Annotated in this window: 21 protein-coding genes; 13 read left to right on the top strand and 8 right to left on the bottom strand. The window is 54.4% G+C overall.

The window, feature by feature from the left end; all coding sequences use genetic code 11:
- Positions 1–4 precede the first annotated feature (4 nt).
- From KFK14_RS22505 to KFK14_RS22480, 6 genes are read left to right on the top strand one after another with little or no spacing between them, the layout of a single operon-like run.
- A complete protein-coding gene (locus KFK14_RS22505) occupies positions 5–931 on the top strand; it encodes a glycosyltransferase family 2 protein (RefSeq protein WP_212609210.1) in 927 nt (308 codons plus the stop codon).
- The gene (locus KFK14_RS22500) at positions 928–1,902 is read left to right on the top strand and encodes a glycosyltransferase (protein WP_212609209.1); all 975 of its coding nucleotides are present in this window, start codon (positions 928–930) and stop codon (positions 1,900–1,902) included. Before KFK14_RS22505 ends, KFK14_RS22500 begins: the two co-directional genes overlap by 4 nt.
- Positions 1,899–2,894 (top strand): NAD-dependent epimerase/dehydratase family protein, encoded by a 996-nt coding sequence (locus KFK14_RS22495; RefSeq protein WP_212609208.1) that lies wholly within the window; start codon positions 1,899–1,901, stop codon positions 2,892–2,894. The genes KFK14_RS22500 and KFK14_RS22495 overlap by 4 nt, the downstream gene beginning before the upstream one ends.
- Entirely contained in the window at positions 2,891–3,775 is an 885-nt protein-coding gene (locus KFK14_RS22490; RefSeq protein ID WP_212609207.1) for a glycosyltransferase family 2 protein, read from the top strand. The genes KFK14_RS22495 and KFK14_RS22490 overlap by 4 nt, the downstream gene beginning before the upstream one ends.
- Positions 3,775–4,662, top strand: coding sequence for a glycosyltransferase family 2 protein (locus KFK14_RS22485; RefSeq protein ID WP_246525078.1), 888 nt, complete (start codon positions 3,775–3,777; stop codon positions 4,660–4,662). The genes KFK14_RS22490 and KFK14_RS22485 overlap by 1 nt, the downstream gene beginning before the upstream one ends.
- Entirely contained in the window at positions 4,659–5,582 is a 924-nt protein-coding gene (locus KFK14_RS22480; protein ID WP_212609205.1) for a glycosyltransferase family 2 protein, read from the top strand. Before KFK14_RS22485 ends, KFK14_RS22480 begins: the two co-directional genes overlap by 4 nt.
- On the opposite strand, the gene KFK14_RS22475 is transcribed toward KFK14_RS22480, so the two are convergent.
- The gene (locus tag KFK14_RS22475) at positions 5,567–6,832 is read right to left on the bottom strand and encodes an ABC transporter ATP-binding protein (protein ID WP_212609204.1); all 1,266 of its coding nucleotides are present in this window, start codon (positions 6,830–6,832) and stop codon (positions 5,567–5,569) included. The two genes, KFK14_RS22480 and KFK14_RS22475, sit on opposite strands and share 16 nt — an antisense overlap.
- Entirely contained in the window at positions 6,832–7,656 is an 825-nt protein-coding gene (locus KFK14_RS22470; protein WP_212609203.1) for an ABC transporter permease, read from the bottom strand. Before KFK14_RS22470 ends, KFK14_RS22475 begins: the two co-directional genes overlap by 1 nt.
- 121 nt (positions 7,657–7,777) lie before the next feature.
- On the opposite strand from KFK14_RS22470, the gene KFK14_RS22465 reads away from it, so the two are divergent.
- Positions 7,778–8,524 (top strand): class I SAM-dependent methyltransferase, encoded by a 747-nt coding sequence (locus tag KFK14_RS22465; protein ID WP_212609202.1) that lies wholly within the window; start codon positions 7,778–7,780, stop codon positions 8,522–8,524.
- 55 nt (positions 8,525–8,579) lie between these two features.
- Positions 8,580–9,881 (top strand): Gfo/Idh/MocA family protein, encoded by a 1,302-nt coding sequence (locus KFK14_RS22460; protein WP_212609201.1) that lies wholly within the window; start codon positions 8,580–8,582, stop codon positions 9,879–9,881.
- On the opposite strand, the gene KFK14_RS24295 is transcribed toward KFK14_RS22460, so the two are convergent.
- From KFK14_RS24295 to KFK14_RS22450, 3 genes are all read right to left on the bottom strand, one after another.
- Positions 9,878–10,009: a hypothetical protein gene (locus KFK14_RS24295; RefSeq protein WP_281417169.1), complete on the bottom strand. Its 132-nt coding sequence runs from the start codon at positions 10,007–10,009 to the stop codon at positions 9,878–9,880. The two genes, KFK14_RS22460 and KFK14_RS24295, sit on opposite strands and share 4 nt — an antisense overlap.
- Positions 10,010–10,189: 180 nt before the next feature.
- Positions 10,190–11,191, bottom strand: coding sequence for a glycosyltransferase family 2 protein (locus KFK14_RS22455; RefSeq protein ID WP_425516694.1), 1,002 nt, complete (start codon positions 11,189–11,191; stop codon positions 10,190–10,192).
- Positions 11,192–11,288: 97 nt separating this feature from the next.
- Complete coding sequence (locus KFK14_RS22450; protein ID WP_212609199.1) at positions 11,289–12,248, bottom strand: UDP-glucuronic acid decarboxylase family protein; 960 nt, start codon at positions 12,246–12,248, stop codon at positions 11,289–11,291.
- A 255-nt stretch (positions 12,249–12,503) separates the two neighbouring features.
- On the opposite strand from KFK14_RS22450, the gene KFK14_RS22445 reads away from it, so the two are divergent.
- Entirely contained in the window at positions 12,504–13,826 is a 1,323-nt protein-coding gene (locus KFK14_RS22445; protein ID WP_212609198.1) for a UDP-glucose dehydrogenase family protein, read from the top strand.
- Positions 13,827–14,284: 458 nt separating this feature from the next.
- Positions 14,285–15,592, top strand: coding sequence for an outer membrane beta-barrel protein (locus tag KFK14_RS22440; protein WP_212609197.1), 1,308 nt, complete (start codon positions 14,285–14,287; stop codon positions 15,590–15,592).
- Between the two features lie 127 nt (positions 15,593–15,719).
- Here KFK14_RS22440 and KFK14_RS22435 read toward each other — a convergent pair whose 3' ends face one another.
- The 3 genes from KFK14_RS22435 to KFK14_RS22425 form a co-directional block, all read right to left on the bottom strand.
- Entirely contained in the window at positions 15,720–16,634 is a 915-nt protein-coding gene (locus KFK14_RS22435; RefSeq protein WP_212609196.1) for an aldo/keto reductase, read from the bottom strand.
- Entirely contained in the window at positions 16,634–17,392 is a 759-nt protein-coding gene (locus KFK14_RS22430) for a hypothetical protein (RefSeq protein ID WP_212609195.1), read from the bottom strand. Before KFK14_RS22430 ends, KFK14_RS22435 begins: the two co-directional genes overlap by 1 nt.
- A 104-nt stretch (positions 17,393–17,496) precedes the next feature.
- A complete protein-coding gene (locus KFK14_RS22425) occupies positions 17,497–18,495 on the bottom strand; it encodes an NAD-dependent epimerase/dehydratase family protein (RefSeq protein ID WP_212609194.1) in 999 nt (332 codons plus the stop codon).
- Between the two features lie 523 nt (positions 18,496–19,018).
- On the opposite strand from KFK14_RS22425, the gene KFK14_RS22420 reads away from it, so the two are divergent.
- From KFK14_RS22420 to KFK14_RS22410, 3 genes are all read left to right on the top strand, one after another.
- On the top strand, positions 19,019–20,269 hold the full coding sequence (locus tag KFK14_RS22420; protein ID WP_212609193.1) for a glycosyltransferase: 1,251 nt from the start codon (positions 19,019–19,021) through the stop codon (positions 20,267–20,269).
- A 111-nt stretch (positions 20,270–20,380) separates the two neighbouring features.
- Entirely contained in the window at positions 20,381–22,537 is a 2,157-nt protein-coding gene (locus tag KFK14_RS22415) for a glycosyltransferase (RefSeq protein ID WP_212609192.1), read from the top strand.
- Between the two features lie 2 nt (positions 22,538–22,539).
- Positions 22,540–23,721, top strand: coding sequence for a glycosyltransferase family 4 protein (locus KFK14_RS22410; RefSeq protein WP_212609191.1), 1,182 nt, complete (start codon positions 22,540–22,542; stop codon positions 23,719–23,721).
- The last annotated feature ends 27 nt before the right edge of the window (positions 23,722–23,748 follow it).

The raw sequence follows: 23,748 nt of genomic DNA, 5'->3' as shown, positions 1-23,748 counted from the left end.
TGCCATGCCCGAACATCCTGGACCCGATATTTCCGTCATCCTGTGTACCTATAATCATGAGCCTTTTGTGGCCCATGCCATAGACACTGTGCTGACACAGCACACCGAATATACATTTGAGCTCATCATCAGCGAGGATGCTTCCACGGATCGTACGACGGATATTGTGCGGGAGGCGGCTTCCCGGGATCCGCGGATAAGGCTTTTCCTGTCTCCGGTCAATCTGCGGTCCAACGAGGTCGTCGCACGCGGCATCCGGGCGGCGAGGGGACGATATATGTGTTTGCTGGACGGAGACGACCATTGGCTGGTCAGGGACAAGCTCGAGCGTCAAGCCCGGCTGCTGGACCATCATCTGGATGCCTCTGCCTGTTTCCACAATGCCCTCATCGTTCGAGACGGAATGGAGACCAGTGATACGCGGTGGACACCTGCCACCCAACCGTACCGGACGAACAGCTTCGACATCTGGCGCGGCAATCCTTTCGCTACAGCAGCGGGTATGATCCGCACCGCATCACTGTTCCGTCTCGGGCGCTGGTACGAAGCGATGTTCCCCATCACTGACTGGCCGCTTTATATCCTGAGCTCAGAAACAGGGGACCTGCTGTTCATCGACGAGCCTGTTGCGGCATATCGTCTGCACGAAGGTGGCATGTTTACCTCGCTTCCCGGCAGGGCCAAGCTTGATATGATCAGCCGGACATATCGTGCCATGGACGAGGCATTTGAGGGACATCGCAGGCTCCATGCGCGCAACGGAAGCCGAGATTATTTTCTGGGGTGGGCAGAGCGCTATTTCGGCCTGGGGGATCGCAAGGAAGCCTGGCATTGTCTGAAACTGGCTATCCGGACTGGCGGGATACCTTTTGGAATATCGCCGGCGAGGCGCTGGGTCAGGGCGATAGGCTGTGGGACCGGCTGGCGGTGACCGAACAATACCGCTCCCGCATCGCCCCGCTGCCAGAAGGTGGCGATCGTCCTTTATGGTCGATCATGATCCCCAGCTATAATTGTGCACAATATCTTGGGGAAACGCTCGAATCTGTTCTGGCGCAGGATATGGGTACGTCAGCCATGCAGATCGAAGTTGTGGACGACGCCTCCACGGACAATGTGCATGAGGTTGTGCAAAAGATAGGGCAGGGAAGGGTGTCCGTTTATCAACATGCGGCGAATGTCGGACAGATAGCGAATTTCACTGAATGCCTCCGTCGGTCCCGAGGCAATATTGTCCATCTGCTCCATGGCGATGATCGGGTCCGTCCCGGCTTCTATGCTGCGATGACGTCTGCGTTTCATCAGGATCCGGACATCGGCGCGGCGTTCTGCCGATGGTCGCTGATCGACGGCGATGGGAAGCTGATCGAGACTATGCGGCAGGAGCAGCCGTGGGCTGGCCGGATACCAGACGCTCTCGCCTGTCTGGCATCGGAACAGCGCATCACCACACCATCGATCGCGGTGCGCAGATCGGTCTGGGAAACACTTGGATCCTTCGATAGCCGTCTCGAATGCGCGGAAGACTGGGAGATGTGGGTGAGGATCGCCGCCCATTATCCCGTCTGGTATGAGCCGGCTCCCCTCGCTGAATATCGTCAAAGGCCTGATTCGACGACGGATCGGAACAGCCGCTCGGCGAGAGAACTCCATTTCACCGCGCGTGCGATCGACATGATGGCTCCCATTCTTCCCGCGGCAAGCCGTGCCGAGACCAGGAAGGCGGCGCGAGAGGCCTATGCCCGCTCCGCCCTGGAGAAGGGACATCGTTATTATGCCACGGGTGATCTTTCCGCGGCACGTGCACATGCCCTTGCGGCCCTGCATCTGTCGCGCTCGGCAGGGACGCTGTTACGTGCCCTGCGCCTCGGCTTTCGCACATTGCGCGCCAGGTCGTTATGAAATTGGCGGTTCTGGGAGCAGCCGGATTTATTGGGCAGCGCATCGTGACATTGTTACGTGCGCATGGAGGTTATGCCGTTGTTCCGGTCACCCGCCGCACTACAGGCGCAATCGCTCATATGGTTGAGGCTGACGCACGGGATGAACAGTCGGTAACCCGGGTACTTCAGGGCTGCGAGGCCGTGATCGTGTCAATCGCTGGAAGTGCTGACATGATCGAAGATATCGTTGCACCGATATACAGCGCGTCGGAAAAAGCGGGTGTGTCGCGCATCATCTATCTCAGTACTGGTGTAGTGCACGGGCAAGCGCCTGACTATGGCACGGACGAAAGTTCGATGCTCAGGCATGTACAGCCATTTGCCTATAATCTGGCAAAGATCAGGGCGGAAGAATGCCTCGCCGCGATGCGCCGGGGCGGTGACGTCGAGGTGGTGATATTGCGACCGACCGTGGTTTATGGCCCCGGCTCGCGCTGGACGCAGGGTTTTGCCGATGATCTGTACGCTGACGTCGTCACTGTCTTTGATCGTGGACAGGGTATTTGCAACGCAGTCTATATAGACAATCTTGTCCACGCGATTGAGCAGGCGTTGCATGCCAAACTCGCTCCGTGCCAGGCATTCCTCATCAATGACAAAGCGAGCGTGCGGTGGCGGGATCTGCAGGAACCTGTCGCCAGAGCATTGGGGATAGACTTCGACCAGCTGCCACACTTGTCCTCGGAAGAGGTTCTGGCCCGCTATTCCGGACCATTATCCGGGCGGAGGATCCCGAACTGGATACGGCAGATAAAGCAACGAATAGTCCGTGATCATGCGTGGTCCGAAGCTGCCTATGAACAAGCCCTGTTGCAGAGTTGCCGCTATCAACTGCCCATCGCGAAGGCCGAGAAAATATTGGGCTATTCTCCGCCGGTCAGCTTTGAAGACGGGTTGAGGCGTTCGGTCGCCTCGCTTAATATTCCCGCCCGCCGGGGGCTGCCGATATGAAGCAAAAGACTGTGGATGTCGCTGTCATCATAACCAGTTATAATCATGCCCATTTTCTGGCCAGCGCAATCGACAGTGTGCTTGCCCAGAGCAGGATGCCCCGGGAGATCATTGTCGTTGATGATGGTTCCAGGGACGATCCCGCGGCGATTGTTGCCCGGTATCCGGACGTGAGGATAATCAGACAGGATAATAAGGGGCTGGCGTGCGCCCGCAACACCGGCCTTAGGGCATCGACCGCCGACCATATCCTCTTTCTTGATGCGGACGACCAATTGCGGTCCCAGGCCATTTCCTATGGTCTCGAACTGCTGGATGCTGATCCCTATGCGGCATTTGGCTATGCGGCGTATGATATTGTTACGGTGGAGGAAGCTAGGCCAGCCATTTTTCGAAGCGCGCCTCGCTGGGCCTATGCCGCATTCCTGCGAGAAAATCTTATCGGAATGCACGCAACGGTCCTGTATCGCCGGACACCGCTGGAATCCATTGGGGGATTTCGGGAGGAGCTCAGAGCCTGCGAGGATTACGACCTGTATTTGCGGTTGAGCCGGCGGTATCCTGTGACCTGTGGTTCAGCCGTAACGGCAGAATATTGGCATCATGGCGGAAACATGTCGGCCGATTCCGCCATGATGCTTACGTCGGTGCTGAATGTTCTTAGATTTCAGCGGAGTGAGGCCAGGGATGCGGGGGAATATGATGCGCTGAGGGCGGGTGTCCGCCAGTGGAAGAAACTTTATTGTGAGCGCTGGCTTCGTGCGGTTTGGCGTACGCCAGTCTCAAGGAAAATAGGGCAGGGATTTTCGCTTCTGAGGACGGCGCCATTTGAACTTGTTCTCGCTACCGCGACTTTGTTGTTCAAAAAAGTAACCGGTTGATGATCGTATCACGCGCTATTCCCAAGGTGTCGGCGATCATCATCGTACTCAACGGCGAGCGGTTCATCCGTGAAGCCATAGAGAGTGTATTGGCCCAGACCTATGATGACTGGGAATTGCTCGTCGTGGATGACGGCTCGACAGATGGCACACGGGACATTGTTGACGCCTATTGCTCAGGCGATGCGCGTATAACACTTCTCCGACATGCCGATGGCGGCAATCACGGGATGAGCGCCACGCGTAATCTGGGAATAGCCAAGGCGCGTGGGGATCTGATCGCCTTTCTCGACGCCGACGATTTTTGGTTGCCACGCAAGCTTCAGGATCAGGTCGCCATATTGGAAGCCGAGCCAGAAACAGCGATGGTCTACGGTCGAACAAAAATCTGGTTCAGCTGGAATGAGAATTCAACCGGCAAGGATTATTTCTACGACCTGGGGATAATAGCCGATCAATCCTATCCTCCGGCCAGGCCTTTCCTTTATCTCATCGACAACAGATTTCAGACACCCACGACCTGCAACGCGATGATACGGCGGGATGCGTTGATAGGTGTCGGCGGCTTCGATGACCGGTTTCGCGGGATGTTCGAGGATCAGCTCGTTTTTGCCAAGCTTATGGCTTTGCATACGATCCATGTGTCCGGCAGCCACTGGGCTGACTATCGACAACATGAGGGTTCAGCCACTGTGCTGGAACATGACTTTTGCGCAAACCATTCAGCGCATTTGCGATACTTGCGCGCACTTGACGTCTATCTGCGCGATTATTTCCCGGTGACGGATATTCGCCGCAGGCGCATTTTGCGAAAGCGGAGACTGTTGAGGTTCGCCGCCATCAGACGGTCAGTCCGGACCCTTCTGGGCAAGCGGGCCGCGGAATGAATTCTCCGCGCATCTCCGTCATCACGCCCTATCGCGATGCAAGCCTGTACCTTGGGGCCGCCATCGCCAGTGTGGAAGCGCAAAGTTTTGCTGATTGGGAGCTGCTTCTCGTCGATGATGGATCGATCGATGACAGCCGGATGATCGCTGACGCGCGCGCGGCTGCGGACCCACGTATCCGTTCGTTTTCCAACGCGCCAAATGGGAGAAGCGGTGCTGCCGGCGCGCGTAATTTTGCGCTTAAGCAAGCTGCGGGCGAATATGTTGCATTCCTAGATGCTGATGACATTTTTCTGCCGGACAAGCTTGCACATCAGTCAGCGAAGCTTGATGCGTTCCCGGATGTTGCCATGGTTTATGGGCCGACGCACTGGTGGTATCCCGATGACCCTGCCCTGGACTGGATCGAAAATGTCGGACCTGAAGCGCTATATGATGCGCCTTATCTGCTCGACGAGATTGTGCTGCTGCTCCACGGACATGTGCCCTGCATTTGTGCAGTGATGATGCGCAAGAGCATTGTGTGCGATCGTGGCGGTTTCGAAGATCAGTTCCGGCTCTATGAAGACCAGACCCTCTGGGTTAAAGTCTTTTCCTCAGAGAAAATATTGATCGACGCTGTCGTAACCGCCCAGTACCGGCAACATGGCAGCTCGGTGTCGGCTATTTCCGTGCGGGAAGGTGAGTATGACAGGATGGGCCCACATCCTGCCAGATCGGCATTTCTCGATTGGGCGGAGACCTATCTTCGAGACCATGCGCTGTACCGGGCAAGTAGCAGAAGCGCGATGCGCCGTGCCAGGGCCGCGCTTTCGGGCAAATATGCCGCGCTGAAGGTTCGTGACTGGACGGCAATACTGGCATACCGATCCCGCCGGATGCGCCGGGGGCTCCTTCGCCGCCTTCAAGGCAGTCGATGAGGCAAGGACCTTATCTCATTGCGCTGCCATATGAGCGCCGGCCGAACGACACCGTCCCATTTCCCGTACCAGCCATGCCGGTTCTCAAGACTGTCGAGAACCTCAACCAGAAGAAGCTCGGGTATTGATAAGGTCGCATCTCCATCCTCATAGATACGAAGCGCAATGCGATATACGCCGTCGTTCAGGAGATGTGCCGGTATGTCGCAGCGCAGATGATGCATACCCAAAGTCCAGCTGACGGGTCTCTCCGTTGGTCCGGAGTCGAAGACGATGATGTCCTGCTCGTTCATCAACGAAATGGATGGATTGATGACTACTTTGTCGGAGCGTATGTTCAACAGCAGCTCGATTGTGAATGCGGTATCGACGTCGATCGGCTCGCCTGACGCACCATCGATAGGTGATAGCCGCGCTTCGACTAAAGAGACTTGCCCGGAACTGGGGGCCTCGTCTTCGGTCCATACGCGATGATGTGGCGAGTGGGACTGTCCTGACGCTATTGTGGTGCGCAGATAGGTACCAAGAACATCCTTGGTTGGTCCATCCTGCGCGATCAGCCCGTCATTGATCCACATCGTCCGGCTGCAGAGCGCCTGGATTGCGGTGAGATTATGGCTGACAAACAGGATCGCTCTACCGTCGGATGTCACTTCCTCCATCCGGGAAAGACATTTTCGCTGAAATGCAGCGTCACCGACGGCAAGAACCTCGTCAACAAGCAGGATATCGCTGTCGAGATGTGCTGCCACGGCGAATGCGAGCCGCAGATACATTCCACTGGAATAGCGTTTTACCGGGGTGTCGATAAATTGCTCGATCTCCGCAAAAGCGACGATTTCATCAAAGCGCCGGGCAACGTCGCGACGGGACATGCCCAGAATGATACCATTCAGAAAGACGTTGTCGCGGCCGGAAAGATCGGGATGAAATCCCGTGCCAACCTCGAGCAAGGATCCAATATTGCCCTGGAATGCCACTGTGCCGGACGTGGGTGGAGTAATACGTGAAAGGATCTTGAGAAGGGTGCTCTTGCCAGCACCATTTTTGCCTATGATGCCGACCGCTTCGCCGGCGGCGACCTTGAACGAAACATCCCGCAATGCCCAATAGTCCGTTTCGACGGAATGTTGCGCTGCGCCCAAAAGTCTGCTGCTCCAGGAGCTTACGGATTCCCGGAGCGAACCGCGCCCTTTCTGCCCAAGGCGATACAGCTTCGAGATATGTTCTGCTTGGACAACCGGTGTCATCAAATAATATCTGCAAATCGATATTGCAGGCGCCTGAAAAGCAATATCCCGCCGAACAAAGCCAAACCGCTGATGGCGAAGGAGGAGGCTGCGTCATGGAGATTCGGGGCATGTGTACCGAGCACGGCCCATCTGAAACCTTCGACGATCCCGCTCATAGGGTTGAGGGCGAGAAGGATCGACCAATCGGAAGATATCAGCCTGGCTGGATAGGCGACAGGGGTAGCCAGCAGCCATATTTGCATCAAAAAGGGCGTGATATGTCGGATATCGCGGTACTGGACGTTTAGTGCCGCGAGGGATGCGCCAAAGCCGAGGGCCGTGCCCGCTGCCACTATGATCAAGATGGGGGCAAAGATGAGGTGGATGGTTGGCACAACGCCATAATAGGCCATAAGAAGAAACAGGGCACCGAGATTAATCGAGAAATCCACCAATGCTATCGCAACTGCCGACAACGGTAGTATGAGGCGTGGAAAATAGACCTTCTGGATAAGCTCGCCATGAGACACCACGCTGGCGGAGGCCAATGACACGCCAGTGCTGAACAGATTCCAGATGACAAGCCCGGCAAAGCAGAACAACGGATAGGGAATATTGTTTGATTGGGGGCCCAGCAGGCGTCCGAAAATCAGCGAGAAGGCAAGGCCGTAAAGCAATGGCTGAATAATCACCCACATGACGCCTAGCGCGGTCTGTTGATATCTGACCTTTACATCCCGCCAGGCAAAGAACAGGAGCAGTTCGCGATAAAGAAGCAGTTCATTGAAACCCAGCCCATACCAGCGCTGTGTCGGACGAATAATATGCGTAGGTTTCTGCATCGCGACCCCGGACCCCTGACCTCGCTCCCGCTGCCAATCGATGATATTCCCGCTCCTTCAAGAATCATGGCCAATTTCCGCAATCGGTCATAAGACTGATTGATGGCTATGGAGTAATGTTGTGGAGAAATCGAGCCGGAATCGCGCGCCATTATACAGCGCCGGCAAGGCGGTGCGGAACGCATTGCGGCGTTTGGGATCGCGATGGCGGTGGGCCGCAAGGAGCGAGCCGCTCAGCAGAAATTTTGGCTTTGATCGCGGGACCCCGATTGACCGGCACTATATAGAATTGTTCCTCGGTTCACATGCGCATCGGATAGCCGGACGGGTACTTGAGATCGGTGACGCCACATATTCCCGGCGCTTTGGCGTGGAGGCAGTTTCACAGCAGGAGGTTCTCCATGTGCACCCCGGCAATCCGGTTGCTACCATAGTCGGTGACATCTCTGATCCGTTGACGCTGGAAGATGCTGCCTTTGACTGCATCATTCTCACCCAGACCATTCACTTGATCTACGACATGAAGGCCGCTCTGCTCCAAATCCGGCGGGCATTGAAGCCGGGCGGAGTTTTGCTCCTTACCGCGCCCGGGATCACGCCCCTGGATCAATATGAATGGCAGACAACCTGGTATTGGTCCCTGAGCCCGATCGCGCTGCAGCGGCTGGTTGATGAGGTTTTTGGCTCAGGCTCGTCCCAATTCTCAAACTATGGGAATTTCTACGCGGCCTCGGCTTTCATCGATGGCGCAGCGCTCGAAGAGGTCAATATGCACAAATTGACGGGATATGATCCGGTCTTTCCGGTGATCGTCGCGGCCTGCGCTACGAAAATGCCTGCTGCCGTCAATGAAAGCGCCAGATCGTGACTTGCAGGCTGGTTGCCGGCATGAAAGGAAAGCACACGGCCGGAGCCGGCAATTCATGACTGGCTTCCGTAAAATCGGTAACGGGCTCGATCGATTGCGATCGGCGGCTCTTGACCTTGTTGACCGTTTTTCGGGTGCCGGGCCATGGCATGATGGCGACCGGATTGCGGGCGATGGTAAAAATGTCGGTATCGCCTTTCTCGGATGCGGCTTCGTTGCGGACTTCTACGCTCTCAATCTCAAGCTTCATGAAAATCTGCGGCTCGCGGGATCCTATGATCGTGATGAGGTGAAATGTCGGCATTTTTGTTCCGTCCATGGTGGCCGGCAATATGGCAGTCTGGAGGAGATGCTCGGCGACAAGTCAGTCGAGATTGTTGTCAATCTTACCAATCCGTCCCAGCATTTTGTTACAACAAAGGCAGCGCTGGAAGCCGGTAAAAACGTCTATTGTGAGAAACCTCTCGCCACTTCGATCGAAGATGCGGCGGAGCTGATCAGAATAGCCAAGCATCAGGGAGTTCAACTTTCCGGCGCACCATGCATCAGTCTCGCGCCGTCGCTTCAGGCTTTCTGCTCAGCAATAAGGGAAGGTCTCATCGGCCAGCCCAGGCTTGTCTACGCGGAGCTCGACGATGGACCAATTCATCTCATGGATCCGGGAAGTTGGGAGAGCCCGAACGGGATGTCATGGCCCTGGCGTGATGAGTTTCAGACCGGTTGCACCATGGAACATGCCGGATACCATCTTGCTTGGATGACCAAATTATTTGGACAGGCTGAATCTGTTACCGCATTTGCCGCATGCACCGTGCCTGACAAGCATCCAGATCTTCCAGCCGACGCCGTGGCGCCGGATGTCTCGATCGCGTCGATCACCTTTCAGTCCGGAGTGATTGCCCGGATGAGCTGCAGCATCCTCGCCCCCCCCGACCATTCGGTAAGAGTCATCGGGGATCTGGGTGTCCTTAGCCTTGATAATATCTGGCACTCTAAATGTGCGATGCGCCTGCAACGGTACAATTCCATCACAATGCGTGCTCAAAGCTACGACTGGATCAGACGTCATTCCGTCGCGCGCTGGATTTTTGGAGTGGGAGGAAAAAGATTGGCAGCCAGCCCACGAGTGACCTGGCGTCAAAAGATCAGACGCCATGATATGGATTATGCCCTGGGAATAGCTGATCTCGCAAATGCCCTGTCGTCGGGCAGGGAGCCGGCTCTTTCAGGGGATGCGCTTTTGCATGTCACGGAATTGACTTTGGCAATCGCGTCTTCGGCGACGGCGAACAAAGCCATCATCCTTGCTACCGCTCAAGGCAAAGCGCAGGCAGCGGATGCGCTGCCGAATTTTTAAAAGGTTTCCCTGAAGCCGATCAGTTCGGAAAGCTTGGCAGCGGCAAAAATTGTCAAACCGAAGCCTACCAGACCAAGAAACAGGGTCCAGCTGACGATATGGCCACGCACAGAATTTATAGCTGTCATTTCGGCCTCCTCATTCAACGTCTTTGAGCAATCATGTTAATGGGGGGCTATATAGCTGGCTATTCCTTAACCATTTGTCACCAGGTGATTCCGCGCCTTGCGATGGGCCAGTCAGAACCCCTGCATTTTATCAGGGGAGCATGAATGTCAGCGATTTTCAGGCTCGTTAAGACGGAATTTTCAACGCCGCGAGGCTGAATAATTGCTCTCCCAAGAGCGATGCGTAGCGCCGCACGCGCAATGCTCAAGATGCCCAATCGTAAATTTCTCACCTGTTCCACGTGAGAGCCTTCTCGCCTTGGCAATGAAGGGAGCTCGCAAGATTCGGCCAACCAGAATGCACCATTCCATTGCCGCGCACAGAGGGTCAGTCCTGAACATCTCGGTAAATGTGGCTATCGCTGAACGTGCCGCACGAGCTTTGAGTTGCCTGACAAGCAGAGTCCGGTGCGCGCGCATATTCCCCTGACGCAATCTGAAGCGCAAATCAGGTTGGCGACGTGCCAGCTCTTCGGTCACGATGGCCCTCGAACGGTTCATCTGCTGTATGTTCTGTGACATGCCCGCGGCATGAATACGATAGCCGGTCAGATAATCCCGGACCAAGGCAAACGGATAGGCTTCGGCAATTTGCAGATAAAGCTTATAGTCCTCTGATCCCTCAGCGCCTTGACGACGCAAGCTGGGATCATATCCGCCCACGGCCAGCGCGGCGCTTCTCAGGATAAGTGGTGAACTGCCGTTGCCGACAAAATTATCCTCGCAAAGTCTGCGAAGCATGTTCCCTTCTGTATTTACCTTGTGGACATATTCCAGGACGCGATCTTCTGAATCTATTGTCATAAACCAGCTATAGACGAGGCCGACACGGTGCTTCGCCGCATTGGCGGCTTCGAGCTGCCGTTTAATTTTGTCCGGAGCCCAGAGATCGTCAGCGTCAATCGGGGCGAAGTAACGGCCTCGTGCTGCCGCTATCCCCCGATTGCGCGCGGAGGCCACCCCCGCATTTGACTGCCGCAGTAGAAGGATACGGGAGTCTTCCGCCATATGGTCATCGACAATGTCAGCTGTGGTATCGGCAGAGCCATCATCCACCACTATGATTTCCAGATCTGCGTGGGTCTGGCTTCGAACGCTCAGCAGGGTCTCGTGAATGGATCGCTCGGCGTTATAGGCCGGGATTATGACGGATACCAGCTCGCCCGCGGCGGGCGCGGCTGTCGGTTCCCCAGAACATGTGAACGGGGCTAATGTCGCATCCTGAGGCCGATCTTTGAGACTAGGCAGCGAGCTCTCCATCATTATGTGTGGAAAGTGCCGCCTCGAAATAAGCGATTGTCTTCTCAAGGCCCGATTTGAGCGATGTGGATGGTTCCCACTTCAGCTCCCGCCGCGCCAGGCCAATATCAGGACGGCGCTGACGCGGATCGTCGGTAGGCAGAGGCAGCATGCGGATGGCTGAACGTGTGCCTGTGATCTCTTTAATCAGAGCAGCAAGCTCGGCGACAGTGAATTCCTCATCCCGGCCGAGATTGACTGGTCCGGTGAGAAGGGGCGCACTGCCCATCAATTTGATGAGGCCATCGACAAGGTCATCCACGTAACAGAATGACCGGCTTTGCGACCCATCGCCATAAAGGGTGATCGGCTCATTTCTGAGAGCCTGAACGATGAAGTTCGAGATCACGCGTCCGTCATCCGGCCGCATTCTTGGTCCATAGGTGTTGAAAATCCTCGCGACCTTGATCGCGATGCCATGCTGCCTGTGATAATCGAAAAACAGGGTTTCAGCACACCGCTTGCCTTCATCGTAGCAAGACCGCGGACCGATGGGATTGACCCGTCCCCAATACCCTTCGCCTTGGGGATGAATCTCCGGATCGCCATACACTTCTGAGGTGGATGCCTGCATGATCGGGATTTTCAGACGGCGCGCCAAACCAAGCATGTTGATAGCGCCTATGACGCTAGTCTTCGTCGTCTGAACCGGGTCATGCTGGTAATGGATTGGACTTGCCGGACAAGCAAAATTGTAAATTGCATCGACTTCGACGAAGAGTGGAAGGGTTACATCGTGACGGATCAACTCAAAATCCGGATGGGCGAGGAGATGATGAACATTGCGGCGACTGCCTGTAAAGAAATTGTCGACGCAGATTACCTCATGTGACTGGGCAAGAAGAGTCTCGCAAATATGGGATCCAAGAAATCCGGCTCCCCCTGTAACAAGAATTCTCATCTATTTTTTGCCCAATTGGTATCTTTGAACCATAATCTATATCTGGCGCTGCTTTCCACATGCTTAATTCATGCGCGCCGCGCTGCCCCATTCTGAGACATTGTGATGGAAGATCTGACGCGCGCTTCTGAAATTGCTCAATTTTTCTGGTCATGTGTCTTGACGTTGCGGGCGAACGCCTGGTGAAAGTTTTCGCAAGTGCGAAATGCTATGCTAGGCAGGGCGCGAACGTCATCAGAATCGCTAAGGAGTTCCATGAAGATCACGATGATTGGCACCGGCTATGTCGGGCTTGTTTCGGGTGCATGCTTTGCCGATTTTGGTCACACGGTGACCTGTGTTGACAAGGACGAGAGCAAGATCGCTGCTATCCGCGGCGGCAAGATGCCGATCTATGAGCCGGGCCTTGATGGGCTGGTGGCGGGCAATGTGGCGGCCGGGCGGCTTGGTTTCACAACCGATCTGGCCGAGGGCGTGAAAGGCGCCGATGCGATTTTCATTGCGGTGGGAACGCCCTCGCGCCGTGGTGATGGCCATGCGGATCTCACCTATGTCTATGCAGCGGCGCAGGAGATTGCGGAAGCGCTGGATGGCCCTGCGGTCATCGTGACCAAATCCACCGTGCCGGTCGGCACGGGCGACGAGGTGGAGCGGATCATGCGCGAGGCACGTCCTGATCTGGAGGTGGCGGCGGTTTCCAACCCGGAGTTTCTGCGCGAGGGCGCGGCGATCGAGGACTTCAAGCGGCCCGACCGGATTGTCGTGGGCACGGATGATCCCAGGGCGACGGCGGTCATGCGGCAGATCTATCGCCCGCTTTACCTCAATGAAGCGCCATTGCTCTTCACCAGCCGCCGGACCGCTGAACTGATCAAATATGCGGCCAATGCCTTCCTTGCGACCAAGATCACCTTCATCAACGAGATGGCTGATCTGTGCGAGGCTGTCGGCGCTGAAGTGAAGGATGTTGCCCGCGGTATTGGCCTGGACAACCGTATCGGCTCCAAATTCCTGCATGCAGGCCCCGGCTATGGCGGCTCGTGCTTCCCGAAGGATACGCTGGCCCTGATCAAGACCGGTCAGGATTATGACTCACCGATCCGGATCGTGGAGGCGGTCGCCCAGGTCAATGACAACCGCAAGCGTGCCATGGGCCGCAAGGTGATCAGGGCGCTGGGCGGTGAAGCCCGGGGCAGGAAGGTCGCCATGCTGGGCCTGACCTTCAAACCCAACACCGACGACATGCGCGATGCGCCATCGCTGGCTATCGTCCAGGCACTGGAAGATGCCGGAGCGGACATCTGTGCCTACGATCCTGAGGGCATGGAGGCGGCTGCCGCACTCATGCCGAAGGTCACCATGGTCTCTGATCCCTATGCCGCGGCAGCCGGTGCCGATGTGCTTGTCCTGGTTACCGAATGGGACGTTTTCCGCGCACTTGACCTCAAGAAGATCGCCGGCCTCATGACCGCGCCCATCCTCGTCGATCTGCGCAACATCTATCCCGCAGCCGAAGCATCAGCGGCAGGCTTCACGCTATACCGCGTCGGCGGCGTCGATGCGGCTGGTGAAGGTTAGGCAGTCACGGGAATTTGTCGACCGTATGGCGGGTGCTCGGCCTTACGATCATTTGGCCAAACGACAGAAAATCGCTTCGACCTGACGCTGCTGGATCTTTTCATGCGCAGCGAAATGATTTGAAATGAAGCGGGGACGCAAAGGTTGTAACGAGAGTGTCAAATATTCTTCATAGCGATTCTCGACAGGAAATATTCGCCATGATTGCGACTAGTGGCTTGTCCAGTACCAAAGAAGTGGGAATCCCAGGCCGGAAATAGCGCAAATTTCATGCTCTCCACGCGGTAAGTCCAATCTATTTACTGTTAATGTTTTTTTAACCCTTCGGCGACAGGACGGAGATTGGCACTTCATGGGTATACATTTTGTAGCTCTTGGTGCATGACGGAAAAAAAATCGTGGCGTGAGTGAGCAGGCAAATTGGTCTGTTTCAGGAGTTTATGAGTGGGGGAACCATAGTGGTTAAGAAGATCGTACAGACCCTCGGCTATGCTGCCGCTGCCGGTTCAGCAAGCTTTGCAGGGCAAGCAATGGCGCAGGCGGTAGAGCGGCCTATTCCGGTGCTTCCTTCAGATTATCCTACGGAGCTTGTTGGCGTATCTGAGCGATATCGTCCTGAATTCGAGGCTCCTGGTGTTTCTCTCGGTTCATTCAACCTCAGTCCTCAGGTCGGCGCTGGTCTTGGTTATATCAGTAACGTCTATGGGCGGTCATTCAACAAGGCGGATGACTTCTACGCAGCGATCAATCCCTCATTGACGTTGAGCCGTCGTGGCGGCGCTGCCACGGAAGCAAATCTTTCAGCCACTCTGTCGGCGAATCTTCGTCGCTTTTTCAATGAAAAATCGGCGAATGAAACGGCAATGCGTGCGCTTGCCAATGGCTCCATTCCTGTTGGAAATGTCTTCACTGTAAGTGGTGGCGGCGGGTTCGAGCGGGCATACGAACGTCAGGAAGCAGGCAGCTTCCCAACAGCCGCGCGCTCGCCCATCAAGGTCGATGAATTGACAGGTTTTCTCCGGGTGCGAGCAGCCGGCGCGCGGTTGCGGGTAACGGCTGGTGTCGATGTCCGCGATCAGAAATATGGCGACGCGCGACTGGGTGGAGGTCTGCGGACTGACCAAGGTTTCCGCGATTTGACGCTTTTGCGTGGAGTGGGGCGTGTCGAGAGTTCGCTGACTGGTGCGGTCAGTGCTTTCGTGGAAGGCCGGTACACGGACGTGAACTACAACCGGCAGTTTATTTCTGCTGGGGTTGTCAACCGCGATGGCGGACAGGCTGAAGGCTATCTTGGTATACGCGTAGACGCGGGTAAGCTGCGGGGTGTTGTATCAGGCGGTTACACACGGCGTACTTTCGACTCCCCCACATATCGGAACTTTGGTGGTTTGGCCGTTGATGGCGAGCTGACATATTATGCCAGCGGCCTGACGACCTATACGCTTGAAGCGCATCGCAACATCAATGAAAATGGTGATCCTGGTGTAACAGCGATGTTTAACACCGGTGCCAGATTGAGAGTGGATCACGAGCTACTACGCTACATCATCCTTTCGGGTAATGTAGGTTATGATGCTTTTTCGTATAAAAGCATTAGTCGTACCGATAAAGTAGCTTCCGTGGGCGGCGGTGTCCGCTATTTGGCGAACAGGCATTTCGAAATAAATGCCGACGTCAATTATCTGAAGCGTACAAGTAATCTGCCGCTATTTGGGACCGAGTTTAATCGTTTCCAGGGTGTCATTAGCTTGGTTGCTCGTCTTTAATAAATTTTTTACTGAAAAAAAGGGCCGTCACATAGGTGGCGGCCCTTTTTTTATATCGTTCCAAAAAGCAGCAGTGTCATCTGGATTTGAGAGACACTGGCGACACCCGAATATTATTATGGGCGTTTCACTTTCCCATTATGATCAAACGCTCCTTGGTAGTCAGTGGCTGATGTCCAGCCCTTGCATTTGCGCTTGCATGATCGGCCGAAGATGTTCCAAACAACCCGCTGGTGATACCAGGATGCCCAGTGACAAAACCCGCAGCGACCTGATGAGGAGAGCGGTCGAATTTTCGCAGTCGCCGGGCAAGAAGCGGACCCTTAATCCAGAATAGCGGATCATTTTTTGTCATGCGAAGCAGATACCATAACGATCCTCTGTCACGTGGAATAAAGGTTCGCAGGTCAAATTTACTTTGAGCAAATACAGTCGCGGAAACAATAATTTTTCCAGCATCGGTTAGGCGCTTGATGGTCTGTTCTGTAGTATAGTTACTGATATTATAGTGAATCATTGCTGTATCGAGCGGCGTCTTGTCCATTTTTTCAAAAATACCCGCGTCTATACTCTCCATGCCGGAGTAATCTATAAGGCCCTTTGTCTTCAAGTCGTCGAAAAAGCGATAAAGTTCATCGGTGAGATCCGGTTTGTCGGGGCCGTGTAAATACAGGATATCTACCCGTTCAAGGCCAAGCCTTTTCAAGCTGTCATGGAAGCTTCGTTCCATCAGTGCGCGATCAAATCCGCGTATGACTTTCCCGTCAATAAGATTGGAACCGACTTTGGTCGAGATAATTAGATTGTCGCGGCCGACACGTGCCACGAATTCGGATAAACGGCGCTCACCTGTACCCACGCCGTAACTGGGCGATGTATCAAAATGGTTTATCCCGTTGCTGTAGCAGGCTTCCAGAACGTCCTGGGCACGCTTCTCGTCATAGTCCGGCTTCGCCCATAAGGAGGAACAGCCAAAACCAAGAGCAGAAATATTCCTGCCATTGGGCAGTTTTCGAACCCATCCTTGAAGTTGATCGCTCATCAGGCATCGACGCTTTCAAGGATGCGGCTTTCCTTTTTAATCTGATGGGCTTTCCATGCTTTTAGCAACAGGCTGGAAGGATGTGGATCACCATGGTGCAGCAGCATTGTCGCCCGGACTACATCTTCGGAAACAGGGAAATTGGTATGATATGTCCGATATCCCCAGAAGAAATACAGGTTTCCAGGTTTCAGAATCTTGATGTCGAGCTCGCTGTCATCTGCCGGTAGCTTGTCTGTCACACGGCGGCGGTACCAGCCGCTTTGAACGATGGCTTTTTCCAAAATGTTGAGCCAAGCAAAAGCACGATATCGCCGCTTGTTCGGGAAAATGAGCAGCTCGCCGGATTTTCTTTTCGGTCCCGGCGGAATGAAGACGGGAACGAGCGCAGTAATGACATATTTGTCGTAATGATAGATGAGTGATTTGCCTTCGCCGGACGCGCCAGCGACCACGCGCAGAACAGTATAGATCTCTTCATCAGTGGCGGCAGAAGGGCAGCCTATTCTCGCCAGCTCACCCATCAGAGCCTGGATATCAGGGTCGGCGCCTAATGTATGAGGAGGCGTTCCCTTGTTTCGGGATGGCCAGGTCAGTGCAAAATACCGACGGCCTTTTTCGGACACGAGCCCATTGACGTAGGATTGCGCCTCCTCGATCCATTTGGGATCGATGGCGTTCTCGATACAAGCGAAACCATTTTGATCAAGTTCTGCGGCAATAGCCAATGGATCAAGCCGCCTTGTCAGAACCGACATATCTTCATCTCCAAAATGTTGCGCGCATGTCACGCTATGCAGTCCGGATCATCAGTTGCCTTATTTCCAACGCGACTTTCGATAGCTCGTTGGTCCAAAATCCGTCATCCATTTGTATATTGTCTGTACCATGAAACGAACTTTGGTGCGCCCACCTCGAGGGCCGTGGCTGGATGAAAGCCAAGATCGTTGGAGATTGCGCTGATGTCGGCGTAGGTTGCGTGCACATCCCCGGGCTGCATGGGCTGCAGGTCTATGACGGCTTTTTTGCCGCAAGCGTCCTCGAGGATCTGGATGAGGCGCATCAGCTCCTCTGGCTTATGATTGCCAATATTGTAGACGCGGTGGGGTGAACGGCTTCCTCCGGCCTTCTCCGCGCCATCATCGGGCGGCGGATTGTCATGCGCTGCGATGACTCCGGCAACGATATCATCGATATAGGTGAAGTCCCGCTGCATCTTGCCATGGTTGAACACGGGAATCGGGTCGCCTGCGAGAATCTTTTTTGTAAAGATCCACATCGCCATGTCGGGTCGGCCCCATGGCCCATAGACTGTGAAGAAGCGAAGGCCCGTCTGCGGCGTGCGGTACAGATGCGCATAGGTCTCGCTCATCAACTCATCCGCTTTCTTGGTCGCGGCGTAGAGGGAGACGGGATGATCGGCGCGATCCTCCACCCGGAACGGCAGGCTGTCATTGCCGCCATAGACCGAGGATGACGAAGCATAGACCATGTGCCGCACCTGCCGGTGGCGGGACAGTTCCAGCATGTTGACGTGCCCGACCAGATTCGACTGCACATAGGCATGCGGATTTTCGAGCGAATAGCGCACCCCGGCCTGGGCGCCCAGATGAATGATGCTCTCGATCGCATGCCCCTCAACCGCCGCCAACAACGCCGCATTGTCGGCAAAGTCACATTCCATGAATGAAAACAGCCCATTGTATTCCGCCTGCAACCGGGCGATGCGATCCTGCTTCAGCCGGACCGTATAATAGTCGTTCATATTGTCCAGGCCAATGACGGCGCGACCCGCCTTCAGCAGCGCGTCCGCAACATGCATACCAATAAAACCGGCAACACCCGTGACCAGAATTGTCATTGCCAAACTGAATCCTTTCGACCGCTTTCGCGTCTGCAGACAAAGAACCTTCGCTCATTATCTGGTTTCTCGCCTATCAATGCGGCAGTTGTGTGACGCAGTGCAACAAGAGTCTATAGCGGAATTAGGCAAGCGCGTGTTGGATTGCCCGTGCCGATATGGGACGGCCTGTGAGAAGAATGTTATAATGTGCAGAGCGACCGGGCACCTATGTAAGCATTAGCAATATCAAGGAAATCGGGGATCATTGCGCAGCAGACATATTTTTAGGGCGTCTTGCCTTGATTCATCGCGCTTCGGGAACTTACTGCCATTTTTACCTTGTGGCCTTGATGCACCGCATCATAAAAGGCAAAGGATTGAATCAATTGGATATGGTCAATGGGGTAGGTCGTGCAGCAATGTGCAGAGGCAAGTGCCGCCTAGCGTTTTTCACCACGCCGACGGCGCGGGATAATAGTCCGCGCTGAGGTATGAGAAAAATGTGGTAGAAACTCATTTGATGGTAGGCTTGGAGCAACGAATGGACCTGCATGGTCGGCCCCTCGTGATCGCGCACGTCCAGACCCGTATGACAAAGGGTGGCGGAGCTGAAGAAAATGTGTGGGCGAGCTGCGTGCACCAAGCCAATAGCGGGCATACGGTCCACTTATTTGCCGGTTCTGAATCCGATATCGCTTTCTATAAGGGGCTCAGCGGCAACATTCAGGTCCATCTTGTTCCATCGATGATTAGGGCGCTTTCACCGAAGGCTGACTACGCGGCCTATCGCGAAATGGCGCAAATGTTTGAAACAGTTCGTCCTGATATTGTGCACACCCACACAAGCAAGGCAGGTATAGTTGGGCGCCTTGCAGCCAAGAAAGCTGGCGTGCCGGCGATCATTCATGGTGTGCATATTCTGCCTTTCAGCAATACTGGCCTTTTGCAGAAGCTGATTTATTTGAGTGCGGAGCATGCGGTCGCACCAATAACAGATCATTTCATACATGTGAGCCGTGGCACTAGGGAGGCATACCGTCGGGCAATGGTTGGCCGCCGCGCCACGCACTCGGTGGTGCGATCTGGAATGATGATCGAAAAATTTCGCGGAGCGGCATGGCCTGACGACTGGCAGGCCATATTAGGTGTGTCTGATCGAGATCAAAAACCGCCAACGATCCTGATGATGGCGGCGCTGGAAGCACGGAAGCGCCACACGCAATTCATCACGGCATTCGCCAATGCCACCGTCAAAGGTGAAAATATCCGCTTACTCCTCGGCGGCGAAGGTCCGATGCATGCCACTCTTGCACGTTTGATCGAGGAGCTTGAGGTCGGTGACCGGGTCAAGTTGCTCGGTTATAGAAAAGATCCGGAATGCCTTGTCGCGATGGCGGATGTTGGTGTCCTTGCTTCTCTCCGCGAAGGGTTGCCGCGGGTGGTTGTGCAATATCTTGCCGGGGGCATTCCTGCCGTTGTCAGCCCGCTGGAAGGCATCGCCGAAATCGTCGACCCCGATTTCAATGGCATCATAGCCGCAACCGATGATGCTGGTCTTGTCGCGGAGGAAGCCGTTCGTCTGGTCAGGGATCCTGTGCTGCTGGAAAGGCTCACAGGTGGGGTAAAGGCAGCTGCCGTAGATGAATGGACGTTTGAATCCATGTATCGGCAGATTGACGATTCCTATTCAGTTGCACTGGAGCGGCCGGCAGTGAAGCGCAGGCTTAGTCGTGTCGAGAGGCGGGAGGGCGTCGCAGCGACGGATCCCTCGATCGACGCACTCCAGGGTTGAGGCTTCTTGTTGCTGAACCAGGGAGAAATTTAGCGACGTTGCTGTCGTAGCAGATCATAGGGTCTGCGTAGCAGGCGGCATGTCGCTCAGTACGAAATTGATTGGGGACAAATGTCGGTTTCGATCATAATTACCTGTTTCAATGAAGGTCGATATATTCCAGACACCGTCCGATCGGTATTGGATCAGACCCATGCGTCCTTGATCGACAAGATTGTAATCGCGGATGATGGATCTGATGCGGAGACCATACAGGTCTTGCAGGATATCCAAACATGGGATCCGCGTATCGAGATCATTTACGGTCGAGGCGGCTTGGGCCTTCCAGCTAATCGGAACCTGGCTGCCGCACGCTGCAGTTCAAAATATCTGGCCATTCTTGATGGTGACGACATCTGGACAGCAGACAAGCTCGGGCAGCAGGTCGCGATGCTTGAACAGGATGAAGGCATCGGCCTTGTCTATTCCAACTATTATGCCTTTCCGGACGGCAATATCGCGGCGGCCCGTGTCGCCGGAGTGCTGGATATCACAAAGAACAGCGGAGGACCGGAAGGTAGCCTGGCTCGGGCCTATTTTCTCAATGATCCTCCCATCATACCGTCAACCATTGTCGTGCGCAGGGACCGCTTTGAGGAGATAGGTGGCTTTGATGGTCAAATCAGGGTGTTTGAGGACACTGATTTTTTCCTGCGGATGGCACAAGTCTGCAAATTTGGGCTGGTCAATGCACCGTTGATGTACAAGCGGGGCAGAGCTTCCAGTATAACAGGCGGGCGGGCGGATCTTATGGCGCATCACGCTTTTGTGGCGTTGAAGTATGCGGCGGCTGAGCCGGCCTTTTATCCTCTTGTCCCGAAGCGGCTCGCTGAACGTGCGAGAAAGCTCGGCAATCAGAAATATCTCTTGGGTGATCGAAAAGGGGCAGTCCAACATCTACGATTGGCTACCAAACTCGACATATGGAATTTTCGAGCGTGGGCTTCGTGGATAGGGGCGGCTTATTTTCATGGGACCATCGAAACGCTTTTTGGCCAACGCTTAGCTAAGCGTCGCATGGCTATCGGCAGTTTGAAGAGTAGCAACACGCAAAAAAGAGCGTCTGCCGTTGTCCTTTCGGTGGAATATCCACCATTTCCGGGAGGCATTGCCACATATTGCGGGCAGGTCGTGAATGAACTGCGCAAAAGGCAAGTGGATGTCAGCGCAGTCGTTGCGCGGCATGATGGATTTCCGATGCAGGCGGATTCAGCCGGCACTTTCCGATATTTCAAGCATAATCATATTGGTTTGGTCAGTGCCCTTAAGGCATTCAAAATCCTTGCTCAGAAACAGGATGCGATTGTCCTGGCCGCAGACAGCCGTACCACTATTCTGGTCGGGATCTGGGCTTTCTTCAGTCGGAGGCCCTACCGTGTCATGCTGCATGGCAGCGAGGTATTGAAATTTGCCAGTGGATCGCTTCTTGGCCACCTTATGGCGCCTTTCTACAGGCGTGCGGAACTGGTGCTCGCCAACTCCAGGGCTACGCTCGACCTTTTTGAAAAACGCTTCGGCAAATCTGAGCGTAACCGGGTAAGCTATCTTGGCGTGAATGAAGATAGTAGGAGGCCCCCATCTGCGGAATTCCACCATCCCGACCTGCAACGCTTGGCCAATGATGAAAGGATTGTTTGCACGGTCGGCCGTGTGGAATCGCGCAAAGGGCAATTGGAGGCCATAGCAGTGATCGCCGCTGCCCAGCGAGATCACGGGATGGAGCCAGTGACCTATGTGATTGGCGGCCTGTTCGATGATGAAGGCTATCCGGAAGCACTTCAGAATGCTGCCGACGAAGCGGGGGTGGTAATCATCCTTACAGGGCGGTTGAGCGAGGATGATGTGCGGCTGCTCTATCATCGTTCCATGGTTCATATTCTGTGCGCGCAGCCCATAGCTACAAAGATTGAGGGGTTTGGCTTGGTTCTGCTGGAAGCTGCCGCCCAGTATTGCCCTACCATTACGACCAATGTTGGTGGCATCCCGGAAGTGATTGGACCTGACAACGATCTTGTATTTGCGCCCGACGATATCCCTACAATGGCGCAGACGTTGGCGTCATTATGTGCCAATCGAAATTTGCGGGAGAAAGCAGCGGCTGAAGCCTATCAAAGGCTGGCGCTGTTTTCGTGGAGCAGCTGCGTCGACAAGACATTTCCTGAATTTGCCGTACCTGAGGATTTGCAGCTTTCCAGGCTGGCGTCACCTGAATCAGAGATGGCCGCATAGTCATGTCAGCTTCTACTCCGGCGGCTTCCATAGACCGGCTAATTCTCGTTACAGCGGCCTATTTTCCTGACAGCTATGGCGGCGCTGAAAGGCAGGCAAAGATACTCGCGGAGGCGCTGGGTCGCCTCGGTGTCCATGTCACCATAGCAGCTCCCACGATCTCGCCAGATGCCCCATTATTCGAAGAAACAGAATTTGGTGCCGTAAGGCGCGTCAGGGTCGCACATTATCCAAATTACGGCGGTCTTCGTATGCCGTCGACCTTGAGATGGACTCGACGGCTTCTCAAAATGTTCAAGCGCGAGGAATGGGCGGGAGTACCCGTTTATGTTTTTCACGCCCGGTTGCACGCGTTGGCAGCTGCCTTACTCTCTCGCCAATTGCGCTCGCCTTTGGTGTTAAAACTCGGCGGAGGCGGAGAATCCTCAGATTTTCACGCTCTGGATGAAAAGCGCTATTTCTACGGGAAAATTATCAAGCGCTATTTGCTTAATCAAGTTGATATATTTGTTTCCAACGGAAAACAGATAACTCAAGATTTAAAAGGTCTTGGCGTCGCAAGTGAGCGAATTGTTGAATTTTTTAACGGGGCTATTCTTCCAAATTATCACGACGTGCATTCCGCAAATATGCAAAAAATTGGAAATAAGTTTATATTTACTGGGCGTATTATAAAAGATAAAAATATTGACCTGTTGTTTAGTGCGGCTTCTGAGGTTGCGCGCCATCGTGAAGTAAGATTCGTTATAGTTGGCGATGGCGAAGAAATGGGACGCCTTGTTCATGAGGCTGCGCATTTGGGCTTGAGTAAATCTTTTGATTTTACAGGATTCCAGTCAAATGTGACCGAGAGACTTTTGGGCTGTGATTTTTTCATATCAGCATCCACGCGAGAGGGTCAGTCTAATTCACTTCTTGAAGCTATGTCTTGTGGGTGTATTCCTGTAGTGGCAGCGGCCAGTGGAGTTGACGACGTCGTCGAGGACGGAAAAAGCGGATTTATTGTAAAAGATGTTAGTGCCGCTGCATTCATCGAGACGATTAATAGGGTATTGGATCTATCTGCGGAGGACCGAGGAAAGTTATCTGAAGCCTCTCGATCATATGCGGAAAATAATTTCGGCATTGAGGCAATAGCATCTAGGACTATCTCGGCCATTAGTGCGGCGACAACCGCTCAATGATACTGGGATACTAAACCGTGCTATCGT

Source organism: Sphingobium phenoxybenzoativorans (assembly GCF_018286635.1).
GTDB lineage: Bacteria > Pseudomonadota > Alphaproteobacteria > Sphingomonadales > Sphingomonadaceae > Sphingobium > Sphingobium phenoxybenzoativorans.
This window is presented reverse-complemented; position numbering and strand designations above follow the sequence as displayed.

What these genes read in the sequence shown, in the direction of transcription:
- KFK14_RS22505 (WP_212609210.1), top strand. Translation starts at nt 5, where the DNA reads ATGCCCGAACATCCTGGACCCGATATTTCCGTCATCCTGTGTACCTAT.
- KFK14_RS22495 (WP_212609208.1), top strand. Translation starts at nt 1,899, where the DNA reads ATGAAATTGGCGGTTCTGGGAGCAGCCGGATTTATTGGGCAGCGCATC.
- KFK14_RS22490 (WP_212609207.1), top strand. Translation starts at nt 2,891, where the DNA reads ATGAAGCAAAAGACTGTGGATGTCGCTGTCATCATAACCAGTTATAAT.
- KFK14_RS22485 (WP_246525078.1), top strand. Translation starts at nt 3,775, where the DNA reads ATGATCGTATCACGCGCTATTCCCAAGGTGTCGGCGATCATCATCGTA.
- KFK14_RS22480 (WP_212609205.1), top strand. Translation starts at nt 4,659, where the DNA reads ATGAATTCTCCGCGCATCTCCGTCATCACGCCCTATCGCGATGCAAGC.
- KFK14_RS22475 (WP_212609204.1), bottom strand. Translation starts at nt 6,832, where the DNA reads ATGACACCGGTTGTCCAAGCAGAACATATCTCGAAGCTGTATCGCCTT.
- KFK14_RS22470 (WP_212609203.1), bottom strand. Translation starts at nt 7,656, where the DNA reads ATGCAGAAACCTACGCATATTATTCGTCCGACACAGCGCTGGTATGGG.
- KFK14_RS22460 (WP_212609201.1), top strand. Translation starts at nt 8,580, where the DNA reads ATGACTGGCTTCCGTAAAATCGGTAACGGGCTCGATCGATTGCGATCG.
- KFK14_RS24295 (WP_281417169.1), bottom strand. Translation starts at nt 10,009, where the DNA reads ATGACAGCTATAAATTCTGTGCGTGGCCATATCGTCAGCTGGACCCTG.
- KFK14_RS22450 (WP_212609199.1), bottom strand. Translation starts at nt 12,248, where the DNA reads ATGAGAATTCTTGTTACAGGGGGAGCCGGATTTCTTGGATCCCATATT.
- KFK14_RS22445 (WP_212609198.1), top strand. Translation starts at nt 12,504, where the DNA reads ATGAAGATCACGATGATTGGCACCGGCTATGTCGGGCTTGTTTCGGGT.
- KFK14_RS22435 (WP_212609196.1), bottom strand. Translation starts at nt 16,634, where the DNA reads ATGAGCGATCAACTTCAAGGATGGGTTCGAAAACTGCCCAATGGCAGG.
- KFK14_RS22430 (WP_212609195.1), bottom strand. Translation starts at nt 17,392, where the DNA reads ATGTCGGTTCTGACAAGGCGGCTTGATCCATTGGCTATTGCCGCAGAA.
- KFK14_RS22425 (WP_212609194.1), bottom strand. Translation starts at nt 18,495, where the DNA reads ATGACAATTCTGGTCACGGGTGTTGCCGGTTTTATTGGTATGCATGTT.
- KFK14_RS22420 (WP_212609193.1), top strand. Translation starts at nt 19,019, where the DNA reads ATGGACCTGCATGGTCGGCCCCTCGTGATCGCGCACGTCCAGACCCGT.
- KFK14_RS22415 (WP_212609192.1), top strand. Translation starts at nt 20,381, where the DNA reads ATGTCGGTTTCGATCATAATTACCTGTTTCAATGAAGGTCGATATATT.
- KFK14_RS22410 (WP_212609191.1), top strand. Translation starts at nt 22,540, where the DNA reads ATGTCAGCTTCTACTCCGGCGGCTTCCATAGACCGGCTAATTCTCGTT.